The organism is Achromobacter veterisilvae, from assembly GCF_037619525.1.
GTDB lineage: Bacteria > Pseudomonadota > Gammaproteobacteria > Burkholderiales > Burkholderiaceae_B > Achromobacter > Achromobacter veterisilvae.
Map to the genome: position 1 here is coordinate 2,232,689 of NZ_CP148753.1, position 20,360 is coordinate 2,253,048.

At 66.8% G+C, this 20,360-nt stretch carries 18 protein-coding genes; 7 read left to right on the top strand and 11 right to left on the bottom strand.

What is annotated here, in order from left to right; genetic code table 11:
* Positions 1 to 201: 201 nt before the first annotated feature.
* Complete coding sequence (locus tag WHX56_RS10345) at positions 202 to 2,958, bottom strand: M16 family metallopeptidase (RefSeq protein WP_129243705.1); 2,757 nt, start codon at positions 2,956 to 2,958, stop codon at positions 202 to 204.
* Positions 2,959 to 3,079: 121 nt separating this feature from the next.
* Between WHX56_RS10345 and WHX56_RS10350 the strand changes: the two genes are divergently transcribed.
* The 3 genes from WHX56_RS10350 to WHX56_RS10360 all read left to right on the top strand — a co-directional run bounded on the left by WHX56_RS10350 (position 3,080) and on the right by WHX56_RS10360 (position 4,990).
* On the top strand, positions 3,080 to 3,679 hold the full coding sequence (locus WHX56_RS10350) for a GNAT family N-acetyltransferase (protein ID WP_129243687.1): 600 nt from the start codon (positions 3,080 to 3,082) through the stop codon (positions 3,677 to 3,679).
* Between the two features lie 199 nt (positions 3,680 to 3,878).
* Complete coding sequence (locus WHX56_RS10355; RefSeq protein WP_129243690.1) at positions 3,879 to 4,256, top strand: hypothetical protein; 378 nt, start codon at positions 3,879 to 3,881, stop codon at positions 4,254 to 4,256.
* A 176-nt stretch (positions 4,257 to 4,432) separates the two neighbouring features.
* The gene (locus WHX56_RS10360; RefSeq protein ID WP_129243693.1) at positions 4,433 to 4,990 is read left to right on the top strand and encodes a GNAT family N-acetyltransferase; all 558 of its coding nucleotides are present in this window, start codon (positions 4,433 to 4,435) and stop codon (positions 4,988 to 4,990) included.
* A 71-nt stretch (positions 4,991 to 5,061) separates the two neighbouring features.
* Here WHX56_RS10360 and WHX56_RS10365 read toward each other — a convergent pair whose 3' ends face one another.
* Positions 5,062 to 6,234, bottom strand: coding sequence for a vWA domain-containing protein (locus WHX56_RS10365; RefSeq protein WP_338881143.1), 1,173 nt, complete (start codon positions 6,232 to 6,234; stop codon positions 5,062 to 5,064).
* Between the two features lie 27 nt (positions 6,235 to 6,261).
* On the bottom strand, positions 6,262 to 7,143 hold the full coding sequence (locus WHX56_RS10370) for an AAA family ATPase (protein ID WP_129239771.1): 882 nt from the start codon (positions 7,141 to 7,143) through the stop codon (positions 6,262 to 6,264).
* A 175-nt stretch (positions 7,144 to 7,318) separates the two neighbouring features.
* Here WHX56_RS10370 and WHX56_RS10375 point away from each other — a divergent pair, with 175 nt between their 5' ends.
* Positions 7,319 to 7,672, top strand: coding sequence for a c-type cytochrome (locus WHX56_RS10375; RefSeq protein WP_129239770.1), 354 nt, complete (start codon positions 7,319 to 7,321; stop codon positions 7,670 to 7,672).
* Between the two features lie 11 nt (positions 7,673 to 7,683).
* Positions 7,684 to 8,046: a cytochrome c gene (locus WHX56_RS10380; RefSeq protein ID WP_338881144.1), complete on the top strand. Its 363-nt coding sequence runs from the start codon at positions 7,684 to 7,686 to the stop codon at positions 8,044 to 8,046.
* 125 nt (positions 8,047 to 8,171) lie between these two features.
* Here WHX56_RS10380 and WHX56_RS10385 read toward each other — a convergent pair whose 3' ends face one another.
* Complete coding sequence (locus WHX56_RS10385) at positions 8,172 to 8,597, bottom strand: DUF1841 family protein (protein WP_129239768.1); 426 nt, start codon at positions 8,595 to 8,597, stop codon at positions 8,172 to 8,174.
* 204 nt (positions 8,598 to 8,801) lie between these two features.
* On the opposite strand from WHX56_RS10385, the gene icd reads away from it, so the two are divergent.
* Positions 8,802 to 10,058 carry an NADP-dependent isocitrate dehydrogenase gene (gene icd, locus WHX56_RS10390; protein ID WP_006217809.1) on the top strand — a complete coding sequence of 419 codons (1,257 nt, stop codon included), beginning with the start codon at positions 8,802 to 8,804 and terminating at the stop codon, positions 10,056 to 10,058.
* 121 nt (positions 10,059 to 10,179) lie between these two features.
* A complete protein-coding gene (locus WHX56_RS10395) occupies positions 10,180 to 11,433 on the top strand; it encodes an O-antigen ligase family protein (RefSeq protein WP_338881145.1) in 1,254 nt (417 codons plus the stop codon).
* On the opposite strand, the gene kdpE is transcribed toward WHX56_RS10395, so the two are convergent.
* From kdpE to WHX56_RS10430, 7 genes are all read right to left on the bottom strand, one after another.
* Positions 11,415 to 12,107 (bottom strand): two-component system response regulator KdpE, encoded by a 693-nt coding sequence (gene kdpE / locus WHX56_RS10400; RefSeq protein ID WP_129239766.1) that lies wholly within the window; start codon positions 12,105 to 12,107, stop codon positions 11,415 to 11,417. The two genes, WHX56_RS10395 and kdpE, sit on opposite strands and share 19 nt — an antisense overlap.
* A 12-nt stretch (positions 12,108 to 12,119) precedes the next feature.
* Positions 12,120 to 14,897, bottom strand: a complete 2,778-nt coding sequence (locus tag WHX56_RS10405) for a sensor histidine kinase KdpD (RefSeq protein ID WP_338881146.1) — start codon at positions 14,895 to 14,897, stop codon at positions 12,120 to 12,122.
* A 51-nt stretch (positions 14,898 to 14,948) separates the two neighbouring features.
* Positions 14,949 to 15,557, bottom strand: a complete 609-nt coding sequence (kdpC, locus tag WHX56_RS10410) for a potassium-transporting ATPase subunit KdpC (RefSeq protein ID WP_338881147.1) — start codon at positions 15,555 to 15,557, stop codon at positions 14,949 to 14,951.
* Between the two features lie 21 nt (positions 15,558 to 15,578).
* Positions 15,579 to 17,705, bottom strand: a complete 2,127-nt coding sequence (gene kdpB / locus WHX56_RS10415) for a potassium-transporting ATPase subunit KdpB (RefSeq protein WP_338881760.1) — start codon at positions 17,703 to 17,705, stop codon at positions 15,579 to 15,581.
* A gap of 32 nt (positions 17,706 to 17,737) precedes the next feature.
* On the bottom strand, positions 17,738 to 19,540 hold the full coding sequence (gene kdpA / locus WHX56_RS10420) for a potassium-transporting ATPase subunit KdpA (RefSeq protein WP_338881148.1): 1,803 nt from the start codon (positions 19,538 to 19,540) through the stop codon (positions 17,738 to 17,740).
* Positions 19,540 to 19,629 (bottom strand): K(+)-transporting ATPase subunit F, encoded by a 90-nt coding sequence (kdpF, locus tag WHX56_RS10425; RefSeq protein ID WP_129239761.1) that lies wholly within the window; start codon positions 19,627 to 19,629, stop codon positions 19,540 to 19,542. The genes kdpA and kdpF overlap by 1 nt, the downstream gene beginning before the upstream one ends.
* Positions 19,630 to 20,140: 511 nt before the next feature.
* Positions 20,141 to 20,353, bottom strand: coding sequence for a hypothetical protein (locus WHX56_RS10430; RefSeq protein ID WP_129239760.1), 213 nt, complete (start codon positions 20,351 to 20,353; stop codon positions 20,141 to 20,143).
* Between the last annotated feature and the right edge of the window lie 7 nt (positions 20,354 to 20,360).

The window sequence follows — 20,360 nt, forward strand, 5'->3', positions numbered from 1 at the left end:
GATCTCTATCCCACCTGGGATAAACCCGTATTTCTTGAAAACATCTTTCCAAATAGCCGAGTAATTGTATGTTTATCCTCTATTTCTGCTATGGGTGGCATTATTGCGCGATTTTCCGCGTGCCACGGAGGGGAATACGCAGGGGGGAAGTGCCAAAAAAAGCCCCGCCATGGCGGGGCTTGCGGACAATGGCGGGGAGGATCAGGGCGCGGTCTTTTTCTTGAAATCGCCGGCAACCGCCGTGCTGAAGCCATCCGGGCGCAGGTACTTGCGCAGCGCGGCGTTGACCGCCTCGGGCGTCAGCGCGGAGATCTTCTTGTCCATCTCGGCGGACCAGGCGAACGTGCGGCCGCGCTGGATATAGTCCAGCCAGGTGCTGGCCAGGACGTCGTCCTGGGCGCGCGCCAGGTTGCGGTAGTTCAAGAGGGCAGTGATGCCGTCCGAGATTTCCTTGTCCGTGAAACCGTCCTTCAGCACGCGGGCCAGTTCCTCGCCGACCGCCTTTTCGAGGCGTTCGCGGTTCTGCGGCGCATAGATCGCGTACATGGTCCAGTTGGCCGCGGGCTCGAACGAGGACACGGACAGCGAGCTGCGCACGTTGTAGGACAGGCCCTCGGTCTCGCGCACGCGGTTCCACAGGCGCGAGGTTTCCGACGCGCCGAACAGGTAGTTGCCCAGGTACAGCGCCGCGTAGTCGGGGTCCGTGTCCTGCAGTTTCAGCGGCATGCGCGACATATAGAAGGCATTGGCCTTGTCGGGCGTATCGATGTCGAACTGCCTGGCGGGGATGTCGCGGTACGGGTTGGGTACGCGGGTGTAGGCGGGCGCCTTCTTCCAGCCGGCCAGGCCGGTCTTGAGCGCTTTTTCCACCGCCGCGGGCTCGAAGTCGCCGACGGCCGAATACTCGATATTGCCCGCGCCGTAGAACTTGGCGTGGAACTTGGCCAGGGCGTCGCGGTTGAGCCCGCGCGCGCTGGCGAGGGCTTCCTCGAAGGTCGGCACGTAGCGCAAGTCATCGGCGGGCCACGGATTGTCCTGGCGGGCCAGGGCGCGTCCGGCCAGGGCCGAAGGCTCGGTCATGGCGTTCTGGATCGACGTTTCCATCTGGCGCTGGTATTCCTCCAGTTGTTCCTTCGGGAAGTTGGCGTTGCGCACGATATCCAGCGCCAGCTCGGTGAGCGCGGGCAGGTTCTCGCCCTTGGTCGACATGGCGATCTTCAGCGTGGTGCCGCCGCCGCTGAAGCCCAGTTCGGCCTGCAGCGCGTCCAGGCGGTCCTGGATGTCCTGGCGCGACAGCTTGGCCGTGCCGCGCGACAACTGGTCGGCCACGGCGCTGGCGTTCACGCGCTGGCCGCGCAGGTCTTTCTCGTTGCCGAACTGGATCAGCATCTGCGCCTGCACGCGGTTGCCGCGCGTGGCCTTGGGCAGCAGCGCCAACTGGACGGGGCCGTTGGGCAGGTCCAGCTTCTTGCGCTGCGTCAGCTTGTCGATATTTTCAGGAGAGGGGTCGAAGGCGGAAGCGGCCTTGAAGTCGGAGTCGCCCTTGTAGTCCTTGAAGACGGCCGTCAGGTCCACGCGCTGCGCCAGCGGGGCGCGCACGGGTTTTTCCGTGGGGATGTAGCGGCCCTCGATGCGGTTGCTCTGCACCAGGTAGGCCGTCGCGGCGCGCTGCACTTCGGCCAGCGTGGCCTGGCGGGCGCGGTCGCGCTGCAGGAAGAACAGGCGCCAGTCGCCGGCGGCGATGGCCTCGGACAGCGCGACGCCGACTTGTTCGGGATCGCTGTAGGTCTGTTCCCACGAGGTCAGCCACTTGCTGCGCGCGCGGTCCAGTTCCTGCTGGGTGAACGGCTTCTTGCCCAGGGATTCGAGCGTGCCGGTCAGCGCCGTCATCGCGGCGTCCAGGCTCTTGCCGGGGGGCAGTTGCGCGGCGAACATCGCCAGGCCGGGGTCCAGGTTCTCCATGGTGAAGCCGAACACGCCCGAGGCCAGCTTGGTCGGGACCAGGGCATGGTACAGGCGGCCGGAGGGCGTGTCGGCCAGGATGGTGGCGGCCAGATCCAGCGGCACGAAATCGGGGCTGCCGGCCGCGGGAATGTGGTACATCGCGGCCACCAGCGGCGTGCCGCCCGCGCGGCGCAGCGTCACGGCGCGTTCGCCGTCCTGCGCGGGCTCGACGGTGTATTCGGGCGGAAGCTTGCGGTCGGGCCTGGGCAGCTTGCCCAGCGTTTCCTCGATATCGGCCAGCGTCGCCTGCGGGTCGAACTTGCCGGCCACGATCAGCACCGCGTTGTCGGGCTGGTAGTACTCGTGATAGAAGGCGCGCAGTTGGGCGATGTCGACGTTTTCCACGTCGGAGCGGGCGCCGATGGTGTTCTTGCCGTAGCTGTGCCACTGGAACGCCGCGGACTGCATCTTCTGCATCAGGATGCGGAAGGGGCTGTTTTCGCCGCTTTCCATTTCATTGCGGACCACGGTCATTTCCGAATCCAGGTCTTCCTTGGCGATCAGGGAATTGACCATGGCGTCGGCCTGCCAGCCGAGGTACCACTTGAGGGTGTCGGGGTTGGCGGCGAAGCTGGCGAAATAGTTGGTGCGGTCGCTGGAGGTCGAGCCGTTGGCCTGCAGGCCGCGGCGCGAGAATTCGCCCATGGCGTTGCGGGTGGTGGACGTGCCCTTGAACAGCATGTGTTCCAGCAGGTGCGCCATGCCCGTCTGGCCGTAGTTTTCGTTGCGCGAGCCCACCAGGTAGGTCATGTTGACGGTGGTGGAGGGCTTGGATTCGTCGGGAACCAGCAGCACCCGCAGGCCGTTGGCCAGGCGGTATTCGGTGATGCCTTCGATCGAGGCGGCCTCCGAGACGCCGGCCGGCAGGCTGGCGGCCCCGGCCTGGAAGGCCAGGAAGGAGGAAAACAGCAGCGCGCCCAGCGGGCGCGGCAGCTTCGATAGGGACAGGCGCATGGCGGACAATTCCTTTGGCATGGCAGAATCCGTTGGAGTGTATACGTAGGCAATGGTTCAGGGGCCGCCGGGCGATCGTGTCCCGGACGCGTCCTCTGGCCGCAAGGCAAGGAAGCCCGGCATGTCTTTATCCATCGAGGTCGAAACGCCGCGCCTGGTGCTGCGCCAATGGCGGGGGGCCGACCGCCAGCCGTTCGCGGCGCTGAACGCGGACCCCCTCGTCACCGAATACCTGCTGCCCCTGACCGGGCCCGAGAGCGACGCGCTGGCCGACCGGCTGGCCGCGGGCATCGACGAGCACGGCTGGGGGTTCTGGGCGGTGGAGGCGCCGGGCGTCGCGCCCTTCATCGGCTTCGTGGGCATCAAATCCTTGCCGCCCGCGCTGCCGTTCGCGCCGGGCGTGGAGATCGGCTGGCGCCTGGCGCGGCCGCACTGGGGCAAGGGCTATGCCAGCGAGGCGGCCCGGGCCGCGCTGAAAGTGGGGTTCGAGCAAGTGGGGCTGGACGAGATCGTGGCCTTCACCGCGACGGGAAACTTGCGGTCCCGGGCGGTGATGGAGCGCCTGGGCATGGCGGCGGACCCGGATCCCTTCGACCATCCCGCCGTGCCGGAGGGCAGCCCGCTGCGCCTGCACGTGCTCTACCGCATCGGCCGGCAGGACTGGCGCGGGCTAGAAAACGGTGACGCAGCCCCAGGCGGAACGCCGGTTGCAGCCGCGTAGAAGGGCCGATTTGAGGTCTTCCGGCTTGCGGGTGTAAGCTTTTCAGCACGTAGTAGCAGTCCGCCGACGGGATGCGCGATAGCCGCCTACAGGCTTCCCGTCCAACGCCAGGCGCCGCCTCTTGCAAGCGGCGCTGGCGCTTGTCGTTCGCGCCTTCGCTGCTGGCATCCTGCCGGCGCATCTTTCGGAGGAACGACCCATGCTGACCGAGATCGTCACGCGTGCGCTGTCCCAACTGACCGGAGCCCCCCTGAGCGGCGATGGAATCAAAGGGCAGTTTCAGTACGCCTATGCCAGCGATGACGGCCAATTCGTGGCCATACTGACCCACGACATGACCACCTATGTGGTGGACTTGAGCGCACAACGGTATTTTGCGGAATGCGGCGGTTCGCCCAGGGGGTTCGCCGGGCATGTGCTCGAGATGGAGGGCGTCGCGGCGCGCAGCCATCCCTGGCCCGCCGCGAACGACCTCTTCGACCTGGACATGGATGCCGACGAGCTGTCGTGGCGCCAGTGCCCCGGCCTGCGCCAGGCCCCTCCCGCCGACCGATCTGTGGAGAGCCGCGCCGCCTGAGAGTGGCCAGAAGCGGCAGAATCTCACTGAACCGGCGGGCATCGCCGGTTTTTTTTTGGGGTGTCTGACACCCGGGAGAGATTGGCGTCAACTTGCGCGGGCATTTCATGGGGTGTCAGACACCTGGGCACAGGCTGCCGCTACAACCTGGGCAGGCTGTCGCTACAATTTGCGCCATGACTACGCACGCTGAAACCCGCGCCCCGGACGGCGCCATCCTGGTCGAATGCACGCACGAGCGCCATGCGGACCAGATACTGGCCATTTTCAATGACGCGATCGCCACCTCGACCGCGCTGTACGACTACAAGCCGCGGCCGCGCGAGGCGATGGCGGGCTGGTTCCAGGCCAAGCGGCAGGGCGGTTTTCCGGTGGTGGGATTCGAAAACGAGGCGGGCGAGCTGATGGCGTTCGCCAGCTACGGCACGTTCCGCGCATGGCCGGCCTACAAGTATTCGGTCGAGCATTCCGTCTACGTGGACGGGCGCTTTCGCGGACGGGGGCTGGGCGAGGCGCTGATGCGCGAACTGATCGCGCGGGCGCGGGCCAATCAGGTGCACGTGCTGGTCGGCGGCATCGACGCGGCCAACCAGGGCAGCATCCGCCTGCACGAGAAGCTGGGCTTCACGCATGCGGGCACGATCCGCGAGGCGGGCTTCAAGTTCGGGCGCTGGCTGGACCTGGCGTTCTACCAGTTGACGCTGGATACGCCGGAGCGGCCGGTGGATGGTTGAGGGCCGATGCGATGGGTTGCGCGCGCTTGAGATGGGAGTGCTTGCTCAAGAACTCTCGCGCTGCACCCATCCTACTTTGACAGGACGCGCATGGCCTGTTCCAGGCCGGCGACGGTGACCGGGTACATGCGGCCCTGCATGATGTCGCGCAGCAGGGCGATGGACTGGCGGTACTGCCAGGACGCCGTGGGCTCCGGATTGAGCCAGACCGATTTGGGCCAGGCCTCAAGCAGGCGGCGCACCCATTCCGCGCCGGGTTCCTTGTTGTAGTGTTCGACCGAACCGCCAGGCTGCAGGATTTCGTAGGGGCTCATGGTGGCGTCCCCGACGATGATCAGGCGCCAGTCCGGGTTGTACTTGCGCAGCACGTCCCAGGTGTCGAAGCGCTCGTTCTGGCGCCGGCGGTTGCTCTGCCACAGGCTTTCGTACGGGCAGTTGTGGAAGTAATAGACTTCCAGGTGGCGGAATTCGCTGCGGGCCGCCGAGAACAGTTCCTCGACGCGGCCGATGTGATCGTCCATGCTGCCGCCCACGTCCAGCAGCATCAGCACCTTGACCGTGTTGTGGCGCTCGGGGACCATGCGCAGGTCCAGGTGGCCGGCATTGCGCGCGGTGCTGGCGATGGTGTCGTCCAGGTCCAGTTCCATTTCCGCGCCTTGCCGCGCGAAGCGCCGCAGACGGCGCAGGGCGACCTTGAAGTTGCGCGTGCCCAGTTCGACTTGATCGTCGTAGTCCTTGAACTGGCGCATGTCCCAGACCTTGACCGCGCTGCGGTTGCCGGCGGAGTCGCCGCCCACGCGGATGCCCTCGGGGTGGTAGCCGCCATTGCCGAAGGGCGAGGTGCCGCCGGTGCCGATCCACTTGCTGCCGCCGGCATGGCGTTCCTTCTGTTCTTCCATCCGCTCCTTGAAAAGCTCCATCAGCTTGTCCCAGCCGTGCTTTTCGATGGCGGCCTTTTCCTCGGCGGTGAGGCTTTTCTCGAACTGCTTGATGAGCCAGTCCAGCGGGATTTCCTTGCCCGGGGGCAGGGCGGCCGCTATGCCCTTGTAGTACGCGCCGAACGCCTTGTCGTAGCGGTCGTAGAGGGCTTCGTCCTTGACGAGCGTGGCGCGCGCCAGGAAGTAGAAGTCGTCCAGCGTGGGCGCCATGAGGTCCTGGCGCAGGGCGTCCACCAGGGTCAGGTATTCCTTGACCGAGACGGGGAGCTTGTGCGCCCTGAGGTGGTAGAAGAAATCGATCAGCATTTGCAGAGGCCGCCCGTGGATGCCGGATCAGCGGCGCTGGCCGCCGCGCGTCATGGCCGCCAGGCGTTCCAGCAGGTGCACGTCCTGCTCGTTCTTGAGCAGCGCGCCGGCCATCAGCGGCACGGCCGTGGCGGTGTGCGCGTCGATCTCGGCGGCGGTGGCGTTCTCGGCCAGCAGCAGGCGCAGCCAGTCCAGCAGCTCGGAGGTGGAGGGCTTCTTTTTCAGGCCCGGGGCGTCGCGCAGCGCGAAGAAAGTGTCCAGCGCCGCGCGCAGCACGTCCTGCTTCAGGTCCGGATAATGCACGGCCACGATGTCGCGCATCGTCTCGCGGTCGGGGAAGCGGATGTAGTGGAAGAAGCAGCGCCGCAGGAAGGCGTCGGGCAGGTCTTTTTCGTTGTTGGACGTGATGATGACCAGCGGACGGTGCCGCGCCGAGATGGTCTCGCGCGTTTCGTACACGTGGAATTCCATGCGGTCCAGTTCGCGCAGCAGGTCGTTGGGGAATTCGATGTCGGCCTTGTCGATCTCGTCGATCAGCAGCACCGCCGGTTCCGGCGACTGGAACGCCTGCCACAGCGTGCCCTGCACGATGTAGTTGCGGATGTCGCGGACCTTTTCGTCGCCCAGTTGCGAGTCGCGCAGGCGCGACACGGCGTCGTATTCGTACAGGCCCTGGTGCGCCTTGGTGGTGGATTTGATGTGCCACTGCAACAGCGGCCGGCCCAGCGCGCGCGCCACTTCTTCGGCCAGCATGGTTTTCCCGGTGCCGGGTTCTCCCTTGATCAGGAGCGGGCGCTGGAGGATGAGCGCGGCGTTGACGGCGAGTTTGAGGTCATCGGTGGCGACATAGCTGTCGGTCCCGTCGAAGCGGTCGGGCGAGGCGGAAGTGGCGGACTGGGCTGCGGACATGGTCGGATGGCGTCTAGGTTTGATGGTGATCAAATACCGTCTTAAGGTATTAATCCTGAGCAATTATCGTACAATCAGGCGGTTTTGCTTTGGGTTCGACCCGCAACATGTTTGCCGAGGGCCTTTTCTAGCGAGCTGGCCCTAGTCCTTAGCCATACGAAGAAGAGCCACTCCAATGAAGTTGCGAACCTCTCTGAAGTACACGCTATCCGTATTGGCCGCAATCGCATCCTGTGCGATCGCCGGCCAGGCTGTTGCCGCGGATGCAGCAGTGGTCGGTAATGTCCAGAACGCCCGTGACAAGGTTTCCATGTGCATCGGTTGCCACGGCATCGAAGGCTACAAGGCGACGTTTCCCGAGCTATACCACGTTCCGATGATTGCTGGCCAGAACGCCAAGTACATCGAAACGGCCCTGAACGAGTACAAGAAAGGCGCGCGCAGCCATCCCACGATGGACGCCATCGCCGGCAGCCTGTCCGACCAGGACATCGCCGACCTGGCAGCGTACTACTCGAATCTCAAATAAGGGGCAAAACCATGAATCGCATCATGCTTGCCTTCGCGGGCGCGACCCTGGCAATGGCGGGCTCGGCCGCCCAGGCCCAGGATCTGGCGGCCGGCAAGGCCGTCTTCGACAAATTCAATTGCGCGTCCTGCCACGGCGCGGACGCCAAGACGGCCGTGGATCCGGCCTATCCGACGCTGGCCGGCCAGCACGCCGATTACCTCGTCCATGCCCTGAAGGCATACAAGCGCGGCGCTTCCGGCAGCGCGGCCACGGCCAACGTGCGCAAGAACCCCATCATGGGCGCTTTCGCCACGCAGTTGTCGGACCAGGACATTTCCAACGTGGCGGCATGGCTCTCGGCGCAGCCGAGCGACCTGGGCGTGCGCAAGTAGGTTCCGTCCAGCCCGGAAGCAAAAACCCTCGGCATGCCGAGGGTTTTTTTGTCGCCGGGCCGCCCCAAGACAAAATGCCCCCCGAGGGGGCATTTCCTTTCGCCGGGCCACCGAAGGCGCGGCGCTCAGCGTCCGGCGCGCTGGCGGATCAGGTCGATGTAGGTGTCGCTGTCCAGCGGGGTGCCCAGCCGCTGGGCTTCCCAGACCACCTGGCCCAGGCATTCCATGATCTCGTGCGCCGCCTGGTGCGCGTCGGTGCGCGCCACCAGTTGCTGGTAGGCCTTACGGATGCCGGGCGGGTGGTCGATGGACAACTGCTCGGCGATGGCCAGGTGCATGGACAGGTGCAGGAAGGGGTTGGTGCGCCCCTTTTCCACCGAGTATTCCGCCGTCATGGCCTCGGGGCTTTCCAGGTCGCCGTGGTATTCGGGATGCTCGATGATCCAGTCCAGCGCGATGGCTTCGAGCGGCGTCAGGACTTCGGCCGCGCGGTGCTTGCGCCAGGTTTCGATGAAGAATTCGCGGACTTGGTCGCGGGAGGGATTGAACATCTGCGGGGGAGGGAAAGCGGGATATCGACGGATTATTTTACCCGCCCGTCGCGGCCCGCCGGGCCGGGCGGCCTTTTTGCGATATAGAATGGGTTGCTATCCGCCATCCGGTGTGCGGTTCTCGAGGACGGTATTCCCCGCGGAATCGGACGCTTCCCGATGCCGGCGCGTGCAGAATAATCACCCGGAGCAAATGGAGCATTCATGTCCTACCAACATATCAAGGTTCCCGCTGGCGGCCAGAAGATCACGGTCAACGCCGATTTCTCGCTGAATGTGCCCGAGCAGCCCATCGTTCCCTTCATCGAAGGCGATGGCACGGGCGCCGACATCACTCCGGTGATGATCAAGGTCGTTGATGCCGCGGTGCAGAAGGCCTACGGCGGCAAGCGCAAGATCCACTGGATGGAAGTCTATGCCGGCGAAAAGGCCACCAAGGTCTACGGCCCGGACGTGTGGCTGCCCGACGAAACCCTGGAAGTCGTCAAAGACTACGTGGTGTCCATCAAGGGGCCCCTGACCACCCCGGTCGGCGGCGGCATCCGCTCGCTGAACGTGGCGCTGCGCCAGCAACTGGACCTGTACGTCTGCCTGCGCCCGGTGGCCTACTTCAAGGGCGTGCCTTCGCCGGTGCGCGAACCCGAGAAGACCAACATGGTGATCTTCCGCGAGAACTCGGAAGACATCTATGCCGGCATCGAATACATGGCGGAAAGCGAGCAGGCCAAGGAGCTGATCCAGTTCCTGCAGACCAAGCTCGGCGTGAAGAAGATCCGTTTCCCGAACACCTCGTCCATCGGCATCAAGCCCGTGTCGCGCGAAGGCACCGAGCGCCTGGTGCGCAAGGCCGCGCAATACGTCATCGACAACGACCGCACGTCGCTGACCCTGGTGCACAAGGGCAACATCATGAAGTTCACGGAAGGCGGCTTCCGCGACTGGGGCTATGAGCTGCTGCAGAAGGAATTCGGCGCCCAGTTGATCGACGGCGGCCCGTGGTGCAAGTTCAAGAACCCGAAGACGGGCCGCGAAATCATCGTGAAGGACGTCATCGCCGACGCCTTCCTGCAGCAGATCCTGCTGCGTCCGGCCGAATACGACGTGATCGCCACGCTGAACCTGAACGGCGACTACATCTCGGACGCGCTGGCCGCGCAGGTGGGCGGCATCGGCATCGCCCCGGGCGCGAACCTGTCCGATTCGGTCGCCATGTTCGAAGCCACCCACGGCACCGCGCCGAAGTACGCCGGCAAGGACTACGTGAACCCCGGTTCCGAAATCCTGTCGGCCGAAATGATGCTGCGTCACATGGGCTGGACCGAAGCCGCCGACCTGATCATCTCCAGCATGGAGAAATCCATCCTGTCGAAGAAGGTCACGTACGACTTCGCCCGGCTGCTCGAAGGCGCGACCCAGGTGTCGTGCTCGGGTTTCGGCCAGGTCATGATCGAAAACATGTAATTCGCGGCTTACCGCAAGCCAGTCCCGCAAAACCCGCCCGCCGTCATGGCGGGCGGGTTTTGTCTACCTGTCCAGCATGACGCATGCTGCTTTCACTTCGTTTCTTACCAGGTTGATCGTTGTGCCCCGACTGTACGTTTCCTTGGCCACCTGGCTGGTGCTGCTGGTTCCCGCGCTGGCGCTGACCAGCCCCGTAGGGGGACCTGCAATTATTTATCTCACAGGCCTGATCGCGCTGACGGCGATCGCCGCGAATGCGATCCGGCACTATGAGCCGATGGATTTCCGGGCCCTGTGGCCCATGGCGCTGGCGCTGCTGCTGCCGCTGGTCTGTATGGCCGTCACGTCCACCGCGCTAGGCGTGTGGAGCGGTTCGGAACAGGAGAAACTGCTCCGGTTCGCGCTGGCGGTGCCGGTGCTGTGGCTCTTGCTGAGAGCGCCGCAGCGGTGGCTCAAGCAGATCCAGTGGAGCATCCTGGCCGGCGCGCTGGCCGGTTCGGCGATGCTGATCGTCACCATGACGTGGTGGGACCGCGCCATGGTCGCGCAAATCGGCGGGCGCTATAACGCGGTCGCCTTCGCGAATCTGACGCTGCTGTTCGGCATGATGTCGCTGCTGTCGATCGGCTGGGGCGCCAGCACGCGCTGGCCGCGCGCGGAAACCGCGCTCAAGGTGCTGACCGCGGCGCTCAGCATCTGGGCCACCTGGGCGTCCCAGACGCGCAGTAGCTGGATGCTGCTGCCCGTGGTGGCCGTGGTTTTCCTGCTTGGACTGGGCGGCTGGAGCCGGCGCCACAAGATGTATTGCGCGCTGGGGCTCAGCCTCGCGCTGGCCGTCACCGCGGCCGGCATCTGGAACTTCAGCAGCCGCATGCACGCGATCAAGACCGACCTGCAGGGATTCACTACGTCGACCGACCGGGACACCTCGTTCGGTATCCGGCTGCAGTTGTGGCAGGCTTCTCTGATGATGTTCGAAAAAAGCCCCCTCGTGGGCGTGGGGCCGAGCAATTTCCGTGGCGAACTCCTGGAACTCGAGAAGCAGGGAATCGTGTCCCACACGGTCGTCGAAGGCTATGGCGAGCCTCACAATGACCTGCTCGCGGCCCTTTCGGGATACGGGCTGCTGGGCCTGGCGGGCATCCTGGCGCTGTATCTGCTGCCGGCGGCGGTCTTCCTGCGCAGGCTGGCCAGCGACGATCGCGTCATACGCGTCGGCGCGCAGATGGGGCTGCTGTTCTGCCTGGGCTACTGCGCGTTCAGCCTGACGGAAATGATGTTCCGCAATATGCGCAGCGTCCCCACCTATTCGCTGATCGTCGTGGCGCTGATCGCGCTGACGACGCCGCGGCCGGGTCAGTCCGCGAAACGATAGCCCACGCCCACCTCCGTCAGCAGGTGGACGGGCTGCGCGGGATCGGCTTCCAGCTTCTGGCGCAGGTGGCCCATGTAGATCCGAAGGTAGTGCACGCTCTCCACGTGCGCGGGCCCCCACACCGCGCGCAGCAGTTCGCGGTGCGTCATGACTTTGCCGCGATGCGCCAGCAGCGCCGCCAGCAGCCGGTATTCCATGGCGGTCAGGTGCACGTGCCGGCCGCCGCGTTCGACCACGCGCTTCGCGAAGTCGACGCGCACGTCGCCGAAGGCGATTTCGGCCGCATTGCCCGCGCCGCCCCTGGCGTGGCGCCGCAATAGCACGCGCAGCCGCGCCAGCAGTTCGCTGACGCCGAAGGGCTTGGTCAGGTAGTCGTCCGCTCCGGCGTCCAGCGCGGCGACCTTGTCGGCTTCGGCGCCGCGCGCGGACAGCACCAGCACCGGCACTTCGGTCCAGCCGCGCAGTTCGCGGATCAAGGCCATGCCGTCTTCGTCCGGCAGCCCCAGGTCCAGTACGACCGCATCGGGCTGCCGGGTGCCGGCCTCGATCAGGCCGCGCTTGACAGTGTCGGCCTCGTGGACGGCGCAGCCCTCGCTTTCCAGGACCTGGCGGACAAAGCGCCGGATGCTGGCGTCGTCTTCGACGATGAGGATGGTAGGCTGGTAATCGAACATGCTGCGCGGCGGTCAGGGGATTTCGGGCTGGATCGGGGGCGGCGCGCCCAGGGGCAGCGTAAAGACGAATTGCGCGCCGGATTCCCGGCCCGGCGCGTGCTCGACCCAGATTCTCCCATGGTGGGCGGCGACGATGGCCTCGCACACCGCCAGCCCCAGGCCGACGCCGGGAGTGGCGGATTCGCGGTCCCCGCGCGTGAACTTCTCGAAGATGCGGCGCGCTTCGCCGGGAGGGACGCCGGGGCCGTTGTCGCTGACCGCCACGCGCAATTCGCCTTCGTGGACGGCCGCGTGCACGCGCAGCGCGCTGCCCGCGGGCGTGTACTTCGCGGCGTTCTCCAGCAGGTTGCACAGCACGCGCTCGATCAGCACGCCGTCGCATTCCACCAGGGGCAACTGCGACAGGCTGTCCACGGTGACGCTGTGCGCGGCCAGCGGTTCCCGCAAGTCGGCGAGTGACGCGCCCACCAGTTCTTCGATGGATTGCCACTCCAGGCGCAGCGGCGTGTCCCGGCTTTGCAGCCGCGCCATGTCCAGCAGATTGGCGACCAGCGCATGCATGCGCTGGGCCTGGTCGCGCATGGCGCGGATGGTGCCGTGGATGGCCGGCGGCAAGGCCGCCTGCTGGCGCATCAGCGTGTCCGTCATGCCGACCAGGCTGGTCAGCGGGGTGCGCAGGTCGTGCGACACGGCGGCCAGCAGCGAATTGCGCAGCTTCTCGGATTCCATGCTGACCAGCGCCTGCTGCGCCACTTCCACATAGTGCAGGCGCTCCAGCGCGATGGCGATCAGGGTGGCGTAGGCCTCGATCTGGCGGCGCGAATCGGGATTCGAAAACAGGCTGCGGCGCGGAGCGGCCAGCGCCAGCACGCCGCGGGTGCGCATGGGCGCCTTGAGCGGCAGGTACAGCAGGTCGCTGTTGGACAGGGTGGCGGTGCCCGCGCCCGCCGGCTGCCCGTGGTCGTAGACCCACTGGGCCAGCGCCGATTCCAGCGGTGGCATGTCGTCGGCGGCGGGCGAGGCCAGCTTCAGCCTGTCGTCCATGCCCAGCAGGTACAGCGCGCAGCGCGAGCCGAAGGTGGCGTGCACGAACGCGCCGGCCAGGGCGACGATCTGTTCCGGCAGCAGCGCGGAGGACAGCTCGCGCGCGAACTCGTAGAGGCTGCGCGCATCGGCCTCCCGCTTGACCGACGCTTGTGCCTGCAGCCGCAGGCCGGCGGTCAATTGCCCGATGAGCAGGCCCACGGCGAGCAGCACGCCGAAGGTCAGCAGGTATTGCACGTCCGACACGGCGAACGAGGTCAGCGGCTGCACGAAGAAGAAATCGAACAGCCCGACGCTGACGACCGAGGCCAGCGCCGCCGGCCCGCGGCCGTGGCGCAGCGCCACGGCCACCACCGCCAGCAGGAACAGCATGACGATATTGGTCTGGTGCAGCACCGGGAAGGCCAGCATGGACAGCGCCGTGGCGGCCGCGCAATAGCACAGCGCCCAGGCATAGCCCGCAAGCGGCCGCGGGTTGCGTTCGTCGGCGGCGCTGCGCCCCAGCGTGAGCGGATCGCGGCCGGGGGCGGAGCTGGCAGGCAGCGGGGGCGCGCCCAGGCGGATGACGTCGATCTCGGGGCAGCCCGCGGCCAGCATGTCGGCGAAGCTGTGGCGGCGCCACAGCCAGCCCGGCGAGAGGGCCGCTGACAGCGCGGCGGACAGCGACAGGCGCAGGCGTTGCAGGCCGCCGGCGCGGGTCCGGCCGAGGACGGCCTTGGTGATGTTGTGGCGGCGCACATAGCGCACCACGGCGTCCACCATGTCGCCTCCGGCCAAGGTTTCGCTGCGGGCGCCCAGCGAATCCGCCAGGGCCAGGCTGCGCTGCATGCGGTCTTGTTCCGCCTGGGGCGGCGGGGCCGCGCGCGGCGTGTCGATGGTGACTACGTGCAGGTCGCATTCCAGTTGCTGGCTCAGGCGGTGGGCGCTGCGGATGACGTAGTCGGCGTCGACGTCCGGGCCGATGCAGGCGACCACGGCCTCGCGCGTGCGCCACACGGGCTCGATGGCGCGGTCGCGGCGGTAGGCCTGGACGTCGTCGTCCACGTGGTCGGCGGTGCGGCGCAGCGCCAGTTCGCGCAGGGCGATCAGATTGCCCTTGCGGAAGAAGTTGCGGGTGGCGCGGCGGGCCTGCTCGGGCAGATAGACCTTGCCTTCCTTCAGGCGGCGCAGCAGCTCGTCGGCGGACAGGTCGACCAGGATGACTTCGTCGGCCGAATCGAAGACCTCGTCGGGCACGGTCTCCCAGACCCGCACGCCGGTGATGCTGCCCACGGCCTCGTTCAGGCTGTCCAGGTGCTGCACGTTCAGGGTGGTCCAGACGTCGATGCCGGCCGCGAGGAGTTCCTGGATGTCCTGCCAGCGCTTGGCGTGGCGGGAGCCGGGGGCGTTCGAGTGCGCCAGTTCATCGACCAGCACCAGGTCCGGGCGCCGGGACAGCGCGCCGTCCAGGTCGAACTCTTTCAGGGCATGGCCGCGATACGAGACGTCCTTGAGCGGGAGGACGGGCAGGCCCTCCAGCAGCGTCGCGGTCTCGCGCCTGCCGTGGGTTTCGACGATGCCCGCCAGCACGCCGACGCCCTGCGCGGCCTGCGCGCGGGCCGCCACCAGCATGGCGTAGGTCTTGCCCACGCCGGCGGAAGACCCGAAATAGACGCGCAGCCTGCCGCGCACCGCCTGCCGCGCGGCCTCGTCCAGGTTCTTCAAGAGCGCGTCGGGATCGGGACGCTCGCCAGCGATATCAGCCATGGACGCGCAAGAGGGATGGGAGAACCGGTGGCAATACTATACGCCGCGCCATCAGCGCGGCGCTCCCTGCCGGTCCAGCGCCAGGTTCAGCATCAGCACGTTGACCGCGGGAGCCCCCAGCACGCCCAGCCAGGGTTTGTCGGTATGCGCCTGGATCAATGCGTCGATCTGTTCGCGAGGCAGGCCGCGCGCGCGCGCCACGCGCGCGGCCTGGTAGGCCGCCGCGGCGGGGCTGATGTGCGGATCCAGCCCGCTGCCGGACGCCGTGGCCAGATCCACCGGGACGGGCAGGGGGTTGCCCGGATCGGCCGCTTTCAAGGCCGCGATGCGCGCCTGGATGGCTTCGGCCAGCGCCGGATTGCGAGGCCCCAGGTTCGAACCGCCCGAGCCCGCGGCGTTGTACGGCATGGGTGCGGTGGCGGAAGGGCGGCCCCAGAAATAACCGGGCGAGCTGAACGATTGGCCGATCAGTTCCGAGCCGACGAGACGGTCGCCTTGCCTGATGAGCGATCCGGCGGCCTCGTGGGGGAAGACGGCGGCGGCGATGCCGGAAGTCAGGAAGGGATACGCAAGGCCGGTCGCCAGGGACAGGACGGTGAAGACGGCCAGCGCGGGGCGCAGGATGCCGCCCTGGCGCGGCGAGGAGGCGGAGATATTCATGGTGGGTTCCTTTGGTGTCGGCTAGGCCCAGCCCAGCGCGGCGAGCGCCATGTCGATCAGCTTGATGCCGGCAAACGGCACCAGCAGGCCGCCCAGGCCGTAGATGAGCAGGTTGCGGCGCAGGAGCACCGATGCGCCCAGCGGGCGGTAGCGCACGCCCTTGAGCGCCAGCGGGATCAGCGCCACGATGATCAGCGCGTTGAAGATCACGGCCGACAGGATGGCCGAAGCCGGCGTGGCCAGGCCCATGATGTTCAGCACGTTCAGTTGCGGATAGACCGTGGCGAAGGCGGCTGGAATGATGGCGAAGTACTTGGCCACGTCGTTGGCCACGCTGAAGGTCGTGAGCGCGCCGCGGGTCATCAGCATCTGCTTGCCGATCTGGACGATCTCGATCAGCTTGGTGGGGTTGGAATCCAGGTCCACCATGTTGCCCGCCTCCTTGGCGGCCTGGGTGCCCGAATTCATCGCCACCGCCACGTCGGCCTGGGCCAGCGCGGGCGCGTCGTTGGTGCCGTCGCCGGTCATCGCCACCAGCCGGCCCTCGGCCTGGTAGGCGCGGATCAGCTTGAGCTTGGCTTCGGGCGTGGCTTCCGCCAGGAAATCGTCGACGCCGGCTTCGGCGGCGATGGAGGCGGCCGTGAGCTTGTTGTCGCCCGTGATCATCACGGTCTTGATGCCCATGCGGCGCAACTCGGCGAAACGCGACTGGATGTCCGGCTTGACGATGTCCTTCAGTTCGACGACGCCGAGCGCGCGGTTGCCGTCGCTGACCATCAGCGGCGTGCTGCCGCGGCGGGCCACGTCTTCGGCCAGTTGCAGCGCCTGCGCGGGAACCGCCGAGTCCTGCGCGGCCAGCCAGGACTGGACGGCGTCGACCGCGCCCTTGCGGATCGTCCGGCCGTCCAGATCCACGCCGCTCATGCGCGACTGCGCGGTGAAGGGCACGAATTCCGCGCCAGGCATGAGCCCGGCCGGCGCGTGGAGGGCCTTGTCGGCCAATGCGACGATGCTGCGGCCCTCCGGCGTGTCATCGGCCAGCGAAGCCTGGCGCGCGGCATCGGCCAGTTCGCGCGGCGATACGCCCGGCGCGGGCAGGAAGGCCGATGCCTGGCGATTGCCGAAGGTGATGGTGCCCGTCTTGTCCAGCAGCAGCACGTCCACGTCCCCCGCGGCTTCGACGGCGCGACCCGACGTGGCGATGACGTTGGCGCCCATCATGCGGCTCATGCCCGCCACGCCGATGGCCGACAGCAGGCCGCCGATGGTGGTGGGAATCAGGCAGACGAGCAGGGCGACCAGCACCGTCACCGTGACCGCGGCGCCGCCGCCGGCGGCAGCCACCGCGTAGATCGAGAACGGCATCAGGGTCACGACCACCAGCAGGAACACCACCGTCAGTCCCACCAGCAGGATGGTGAGCGCCAGTTCGTTGGGCGTCTTCTGGCGCTTGGCGCCTTCGACCATGGAGATCATGCGGTCCAGGAAGCTCTCGCCCGGATCGGCGGCGATGCGCACGAAGATCCAGTCCGACAGCACGCGGGTGCCGCCGGTGACAGACGAAAAGTCGCCGCCGGATTCGCGGATCACCGGCGCGGATTCGCCCGTGATGGCGCTTTCGTCCACCGAGGCCACGCCGGCCACGACCTGGCCATCGCCGGGGATGGTCTCGCCCGCTTCCACCAGCACCACGTCGCCGCGGCGCAGCAGGCCGGAGGGCTGGCCGACGGCCTGGCCGCGCCAGTCGGCCGGTTGCGCCCGGGCGGCGTCCGCGTCGCGGAAACCCTTGAGCAAGCGGGCTTCTATGGTGGTGCGCAAGCCGCGCAAGGTGGCCGCCTGCTGTTTGCCGCGGCCTTCCGCCAGGGCTTCGGCGAAATTGGCGAACAGCACCGTGAACCAGAGCCAGACGCCGATCGCCAGGATGAACCCGGCGGGAGCCTCGGCCTGGCCGCGCAGGGCCATGACCCACAGCGCGGTCGTCAGGATGCTGCCCACGTAGACCACGAACATCACGGGATTCTTCAGTTGCGCGGCGGGCGACAGTTTGCGCAGGCTGTCCAGCACCGCGGGGCCCGCCAGGGCGCGCGACCACATGCCGAACCGGCGTTCATGGGCGCCGCTGGCCGCGGTGCGGGCGGCGGCGCCCATCGTAGAGGTTTCGATCTTGGCCATTTTCTTTCCTAGCCTTTCGTTTGCAGGTGTTCCGCGACCGGGCCTAGGGCAAGCGCGGGCACGTACGTCAGCGCGCCCACCAGCAGCACCGCGCCAATCAGCAGCGCCACGAAAAGCGGACCGGCCGTGGGCATGCTGCCGGGGCCGGCGGGCAGGCGGCGCTTGGCGGCCAGCGAGCCGGCCATCGCCAGGACGGCGACGATCACCGCGTAGCGGCCGAACCACATCGCGACGCCCAGCAGCACGTTGTAGAAGGGCGTGTTGGCGGACAGCCCGGCGAAGGCGCTGCCGTTGTTGTTGGCGGCGGACGTCAGGGCGTAGAGGATTTCCGAGAATCCGTGGATGCCGGGATTCAGCGCTCCCGCCTGGCCTGCCGGCACCGACACCGCCAGCGCCGTGCCGCCCAGCACCAGCAAGGGCGTCGCCAGGATGACGATGGACACCATCTTCATGTCGTAGGCCTCGATCTTCTTGCCCAGGTATTCGGGGGTGCGGCCGATCATCAGGCCGGCGATGAAGACGCCCAGGATGGCGAAGGCCAGCATGCCGTACAGGCCGGAGCCCACACCGCCGAAGACGACTTCGCCCAGTTGCATCAGCAGCATCGGCGCCAGCCCGCCCATGGCGTTCAGCGAATCGTGCATGCCGTTGACGGCGCCGCAGGACGCCGCCGTGGTGACGGTGGCGAACAGCGAGGTGGCGGCGATGCCGAACCGGGTTTCCTTGCCTTCCATGTTGCCGCCGGGCGAGAAGGCGCTGAGCGCGCTGTCGGCGCCGGCCTGGGCCGCCATCGGATTGGGCTGCTGCTCGAAGTAGGCGGTGGACAGCGCGAATACCGTGAATAGCAGCGTCATCGCCGCCAGGATCGCGATGCCCTGGCGCCGGCTGCCCACCATTTCGCCGAAGGTGAAGCACAGCGCGGCGGGGATCGCCAGGATGGCCAGCATTTCCAGGAAGTTCGCCAGCGGCGTGGGGTTTTCAAAGGGATGCGCCGAATTGGCATTGAAGAAGCCGCCGCCGTTGGTGCCCAGCAGCTTGATCGATTCCTGCGACGCGACCGGGCCCATGGCCAGGACCTGGGTCCGGCCGATGGCGGGATCCGTCACGGCGTGCCCCGTCGCGTCCAGCGCGGGCCGGCCCTGGGCATCCAGGCGCGGCTGGAGATAGCGCACGGGTTCGACCGTCTGGGCCTCCTGGTAGGGACTGAAGTTCTGGATCGTTCCCTGGCTGACCAGCGCAAGCGCCAGCACGAAGGACAGCGGCAGCAGCACATAGAGCGTGCAGCGGACCATGTCGGTCCAGAAATTGCCCACCGTGGCCGAGCAATGGCGCGACAGGCCGCGGATCAGCGCGAACAGCACGGCGATGCCGGTGGCGGCCGAGACGAAGTTCTGCACGGTCAGCGCCAGCATCTGCGTCAGGTAGCTCATCGTCGACTCGCCGCCGTAGCCCTGCCAGTTGGTGTTGGCGGCGAAGCTGATCGCGGTGTTCAGGGCCGAGTCCGGCGGCACCGCGCCCAGGCCCGCGGGGTTGAGGGGCAGCATGCCCTGGACGCGCTGCAGGCCGTAGACCGCCGCGACCCCCACGATGTTGAAGGCCAGCACGGCCAGGGCATACCGCTTCCAGCCCATTTCGGCCCGCGGGTCGATGCCCGCCAGCCGGTAGATGCCGTGTTCCAGCGGGCGGCCCCAGGCGGTCAGCCGGGATTGCCCGTCTTCCATGGCGATGCGGATGTAGCGTCCGAGGAACGGCGCGACCGCGAGCAGGACCGCCAGGTACGCGGCCAGCAAACCGATGAATTCGGCGGTCATCAGAATTTCTCCGGTTTGAACAGCGCGGCCAGCAGGTACGCGAACAGCAGGGCGGCCGTCAGGCCGCTCAGCCAATAGAGCCAGCTCATGGTTGTTCTCTCGAGGACAAGGCCTCGCAGAACCGGAGCAAGGCGAAAGTCAGCCCGGCCATGGCGGCGAAAATGGCGATATAGAGGGCATCCACGTTTTTCCTCCCGGGAGCGGGGCTCCCTTCGAACGACGGCCTGCGCGGCAAAAGCGGATGCGCGCCGGGCAGGGGGGGCGACCAATCAGGACACCGGCAGGTTACGGAGCGGGGGGTAAAAACGGGGTATAGGTTTGGGAGCGGGAGATAAAGGAAACGTAAAAAACGGCCCGGGCGGGGCATGCCCGGATATGGGCATGGCCGCGCTCCCGCCATGCCCGGCTTTGGCGATCGGCCCGCGCACGGGCCTGGGCGAAGGAAAAGTCCGGGCACAAACGCCGGCCAATCCTGGGGAAAATCCCAATATTTAGAACTTCCGACCCAAAATGCACTTATATGGTGCAGGGAATATGTAAATGAATGCTCCGTCTTAGGGCATTCCCCTAGTGTGACGATCCCGCATCTGGTGCAGAATCTCATCCCATGCAGGTGAGGAGACAAAGCCCTGCATGGGCAAATACCGGCGGCACCGGTACATAAAAAAAGTAGGCAGTACCCAGAAAAAAAGCAAAACGCACAGCGGCTGGCACCTGGTAGTGCCAGCCGTTGTCGCATAAAAAGCCGGCATTGCTTCCGCAGGGGCTTTTCAAGCGCCGCGTTTCGCGATATTTAGGTAGGGCCACGCTCATCCTAGCT

Bases quoted from the DNA above. Each gene is read 5' to 3' on its own strand.
- WHX56_RS10345 (WP_129243705.1), bottom strand. From the start codon at position 2,958: ATGCGCCTGTCCCTATCGAAGCTGCCGCGCCCGCTGGGCGCGCTGCTG.
- WHX56_RS10350 (WP_129243687.1), top strand. From the start codon at position 3,080: ATGTCTTTATCCATCGAGGTCGAAACGCCGCGCCTGGTGCTGCGCCAA.
- WHX56_RS10355 (WP_129243690.1), top strand. From the start codon at position 3,879: ATGCTGACCGAGATCGTCACGCGTGCGCTGTCCCAACTGACCGGAGCC.
- WHX56_RS10360 (WP_129243693.1), top strand. From the start codon at position 4,433: ATGACTACGCACGCTGAAACCCGCGCCCCGGACGGCGCCATCCTGGTC.
- WHX56_RS10365 (WP_338881143.1), bottom strand. From the start codon at position 6,234: ATGCTGATCGATTTCTTCTACCACCTCAGGGCGCACAAGCTCCCCGTC.
- WHX56_RS10370 (WP_129239771.1), bottom strand. From the start codon at position 7,143: ATGTCCGCAGCCCAGTCCGCCACTTCCGCCTCGCCCGACCGCTTCGAC.
- WHX56_RS10375 (WP_129239770.1), top strand. From the start codon at position 7,319: ATGAAGTTGCGAACCTCTCTGAAGTACACGCTATCCGTATTGGCCGCA.
- WHX56_RS10380 (WP_338881144.1), top strand. From the start codon at position 7,684: ATGAATCGCATCATGCTTGCCTTCGCGGGCGCGACCCTGGCAATGGCG.
- WHX56_RS10385 (WP_129239768.1), bottom strand. From the start codon at position 8,597: ATGTTCAATCCCTCCCGCGACCAAGTCCGCGAATTCTTCATCGAAACC.
- icd (WP_006217809.1), top strand. From the start codon at position 8,802: ATGTCCTACCAACATATCAAGGTTCCCGCTGGCGGCCAGAAGATCACG.
- kdpE (WP_129239766.1), bottom strand. From the start codon at position 12,107: ATGTTCGATTACCAGCCTACCATCCTCATCGTCGAAGACGACGCCAGC.
- WHX56_RS10405 (WP_338881146.1), bottom strand. From the start codon at position 14,897: ATGGCTGATATCGCTGGCGAGCGTCCCGATCCCGACGCGCTCTTGAAG.
- kdpC (WP_338881147.1), bottom strand. From the start codon at position 15,557: ATGAATATCTCCGCCTCCTCGCCGCGCCAGGGCGGCATCCTGCGCCCC.
- kdpB (WP_338881760.1), bottom strand. From the start codon at position 17,705: ATGGGCGCCGCCGCCCGCACCGCGGCCAGCGGCGCCCATGAACGCCGG.
- kdpA (WP_338881148.1), bottom strand. From the start codon at position 19,540: ATGACCGCCGAATTCATCGGTTTGCTGGCCGCGTACCTGGCGGTCCTG.
- kdpF (WP_129239761.1), bottom strand. From the start codon at position 19,629: ATGAGCTGGCTCTATTGGCTGAGCGGCCTGACGGCCGCCCTGCTGTTC.
- WHX56_RS10430 (WP_129239760.1), bottom strand. From the start codon at position 20,353: ATGAGCGTGGCCCTACCTAAATATCGCGAAACGCGGCGCTTGAAAAGC.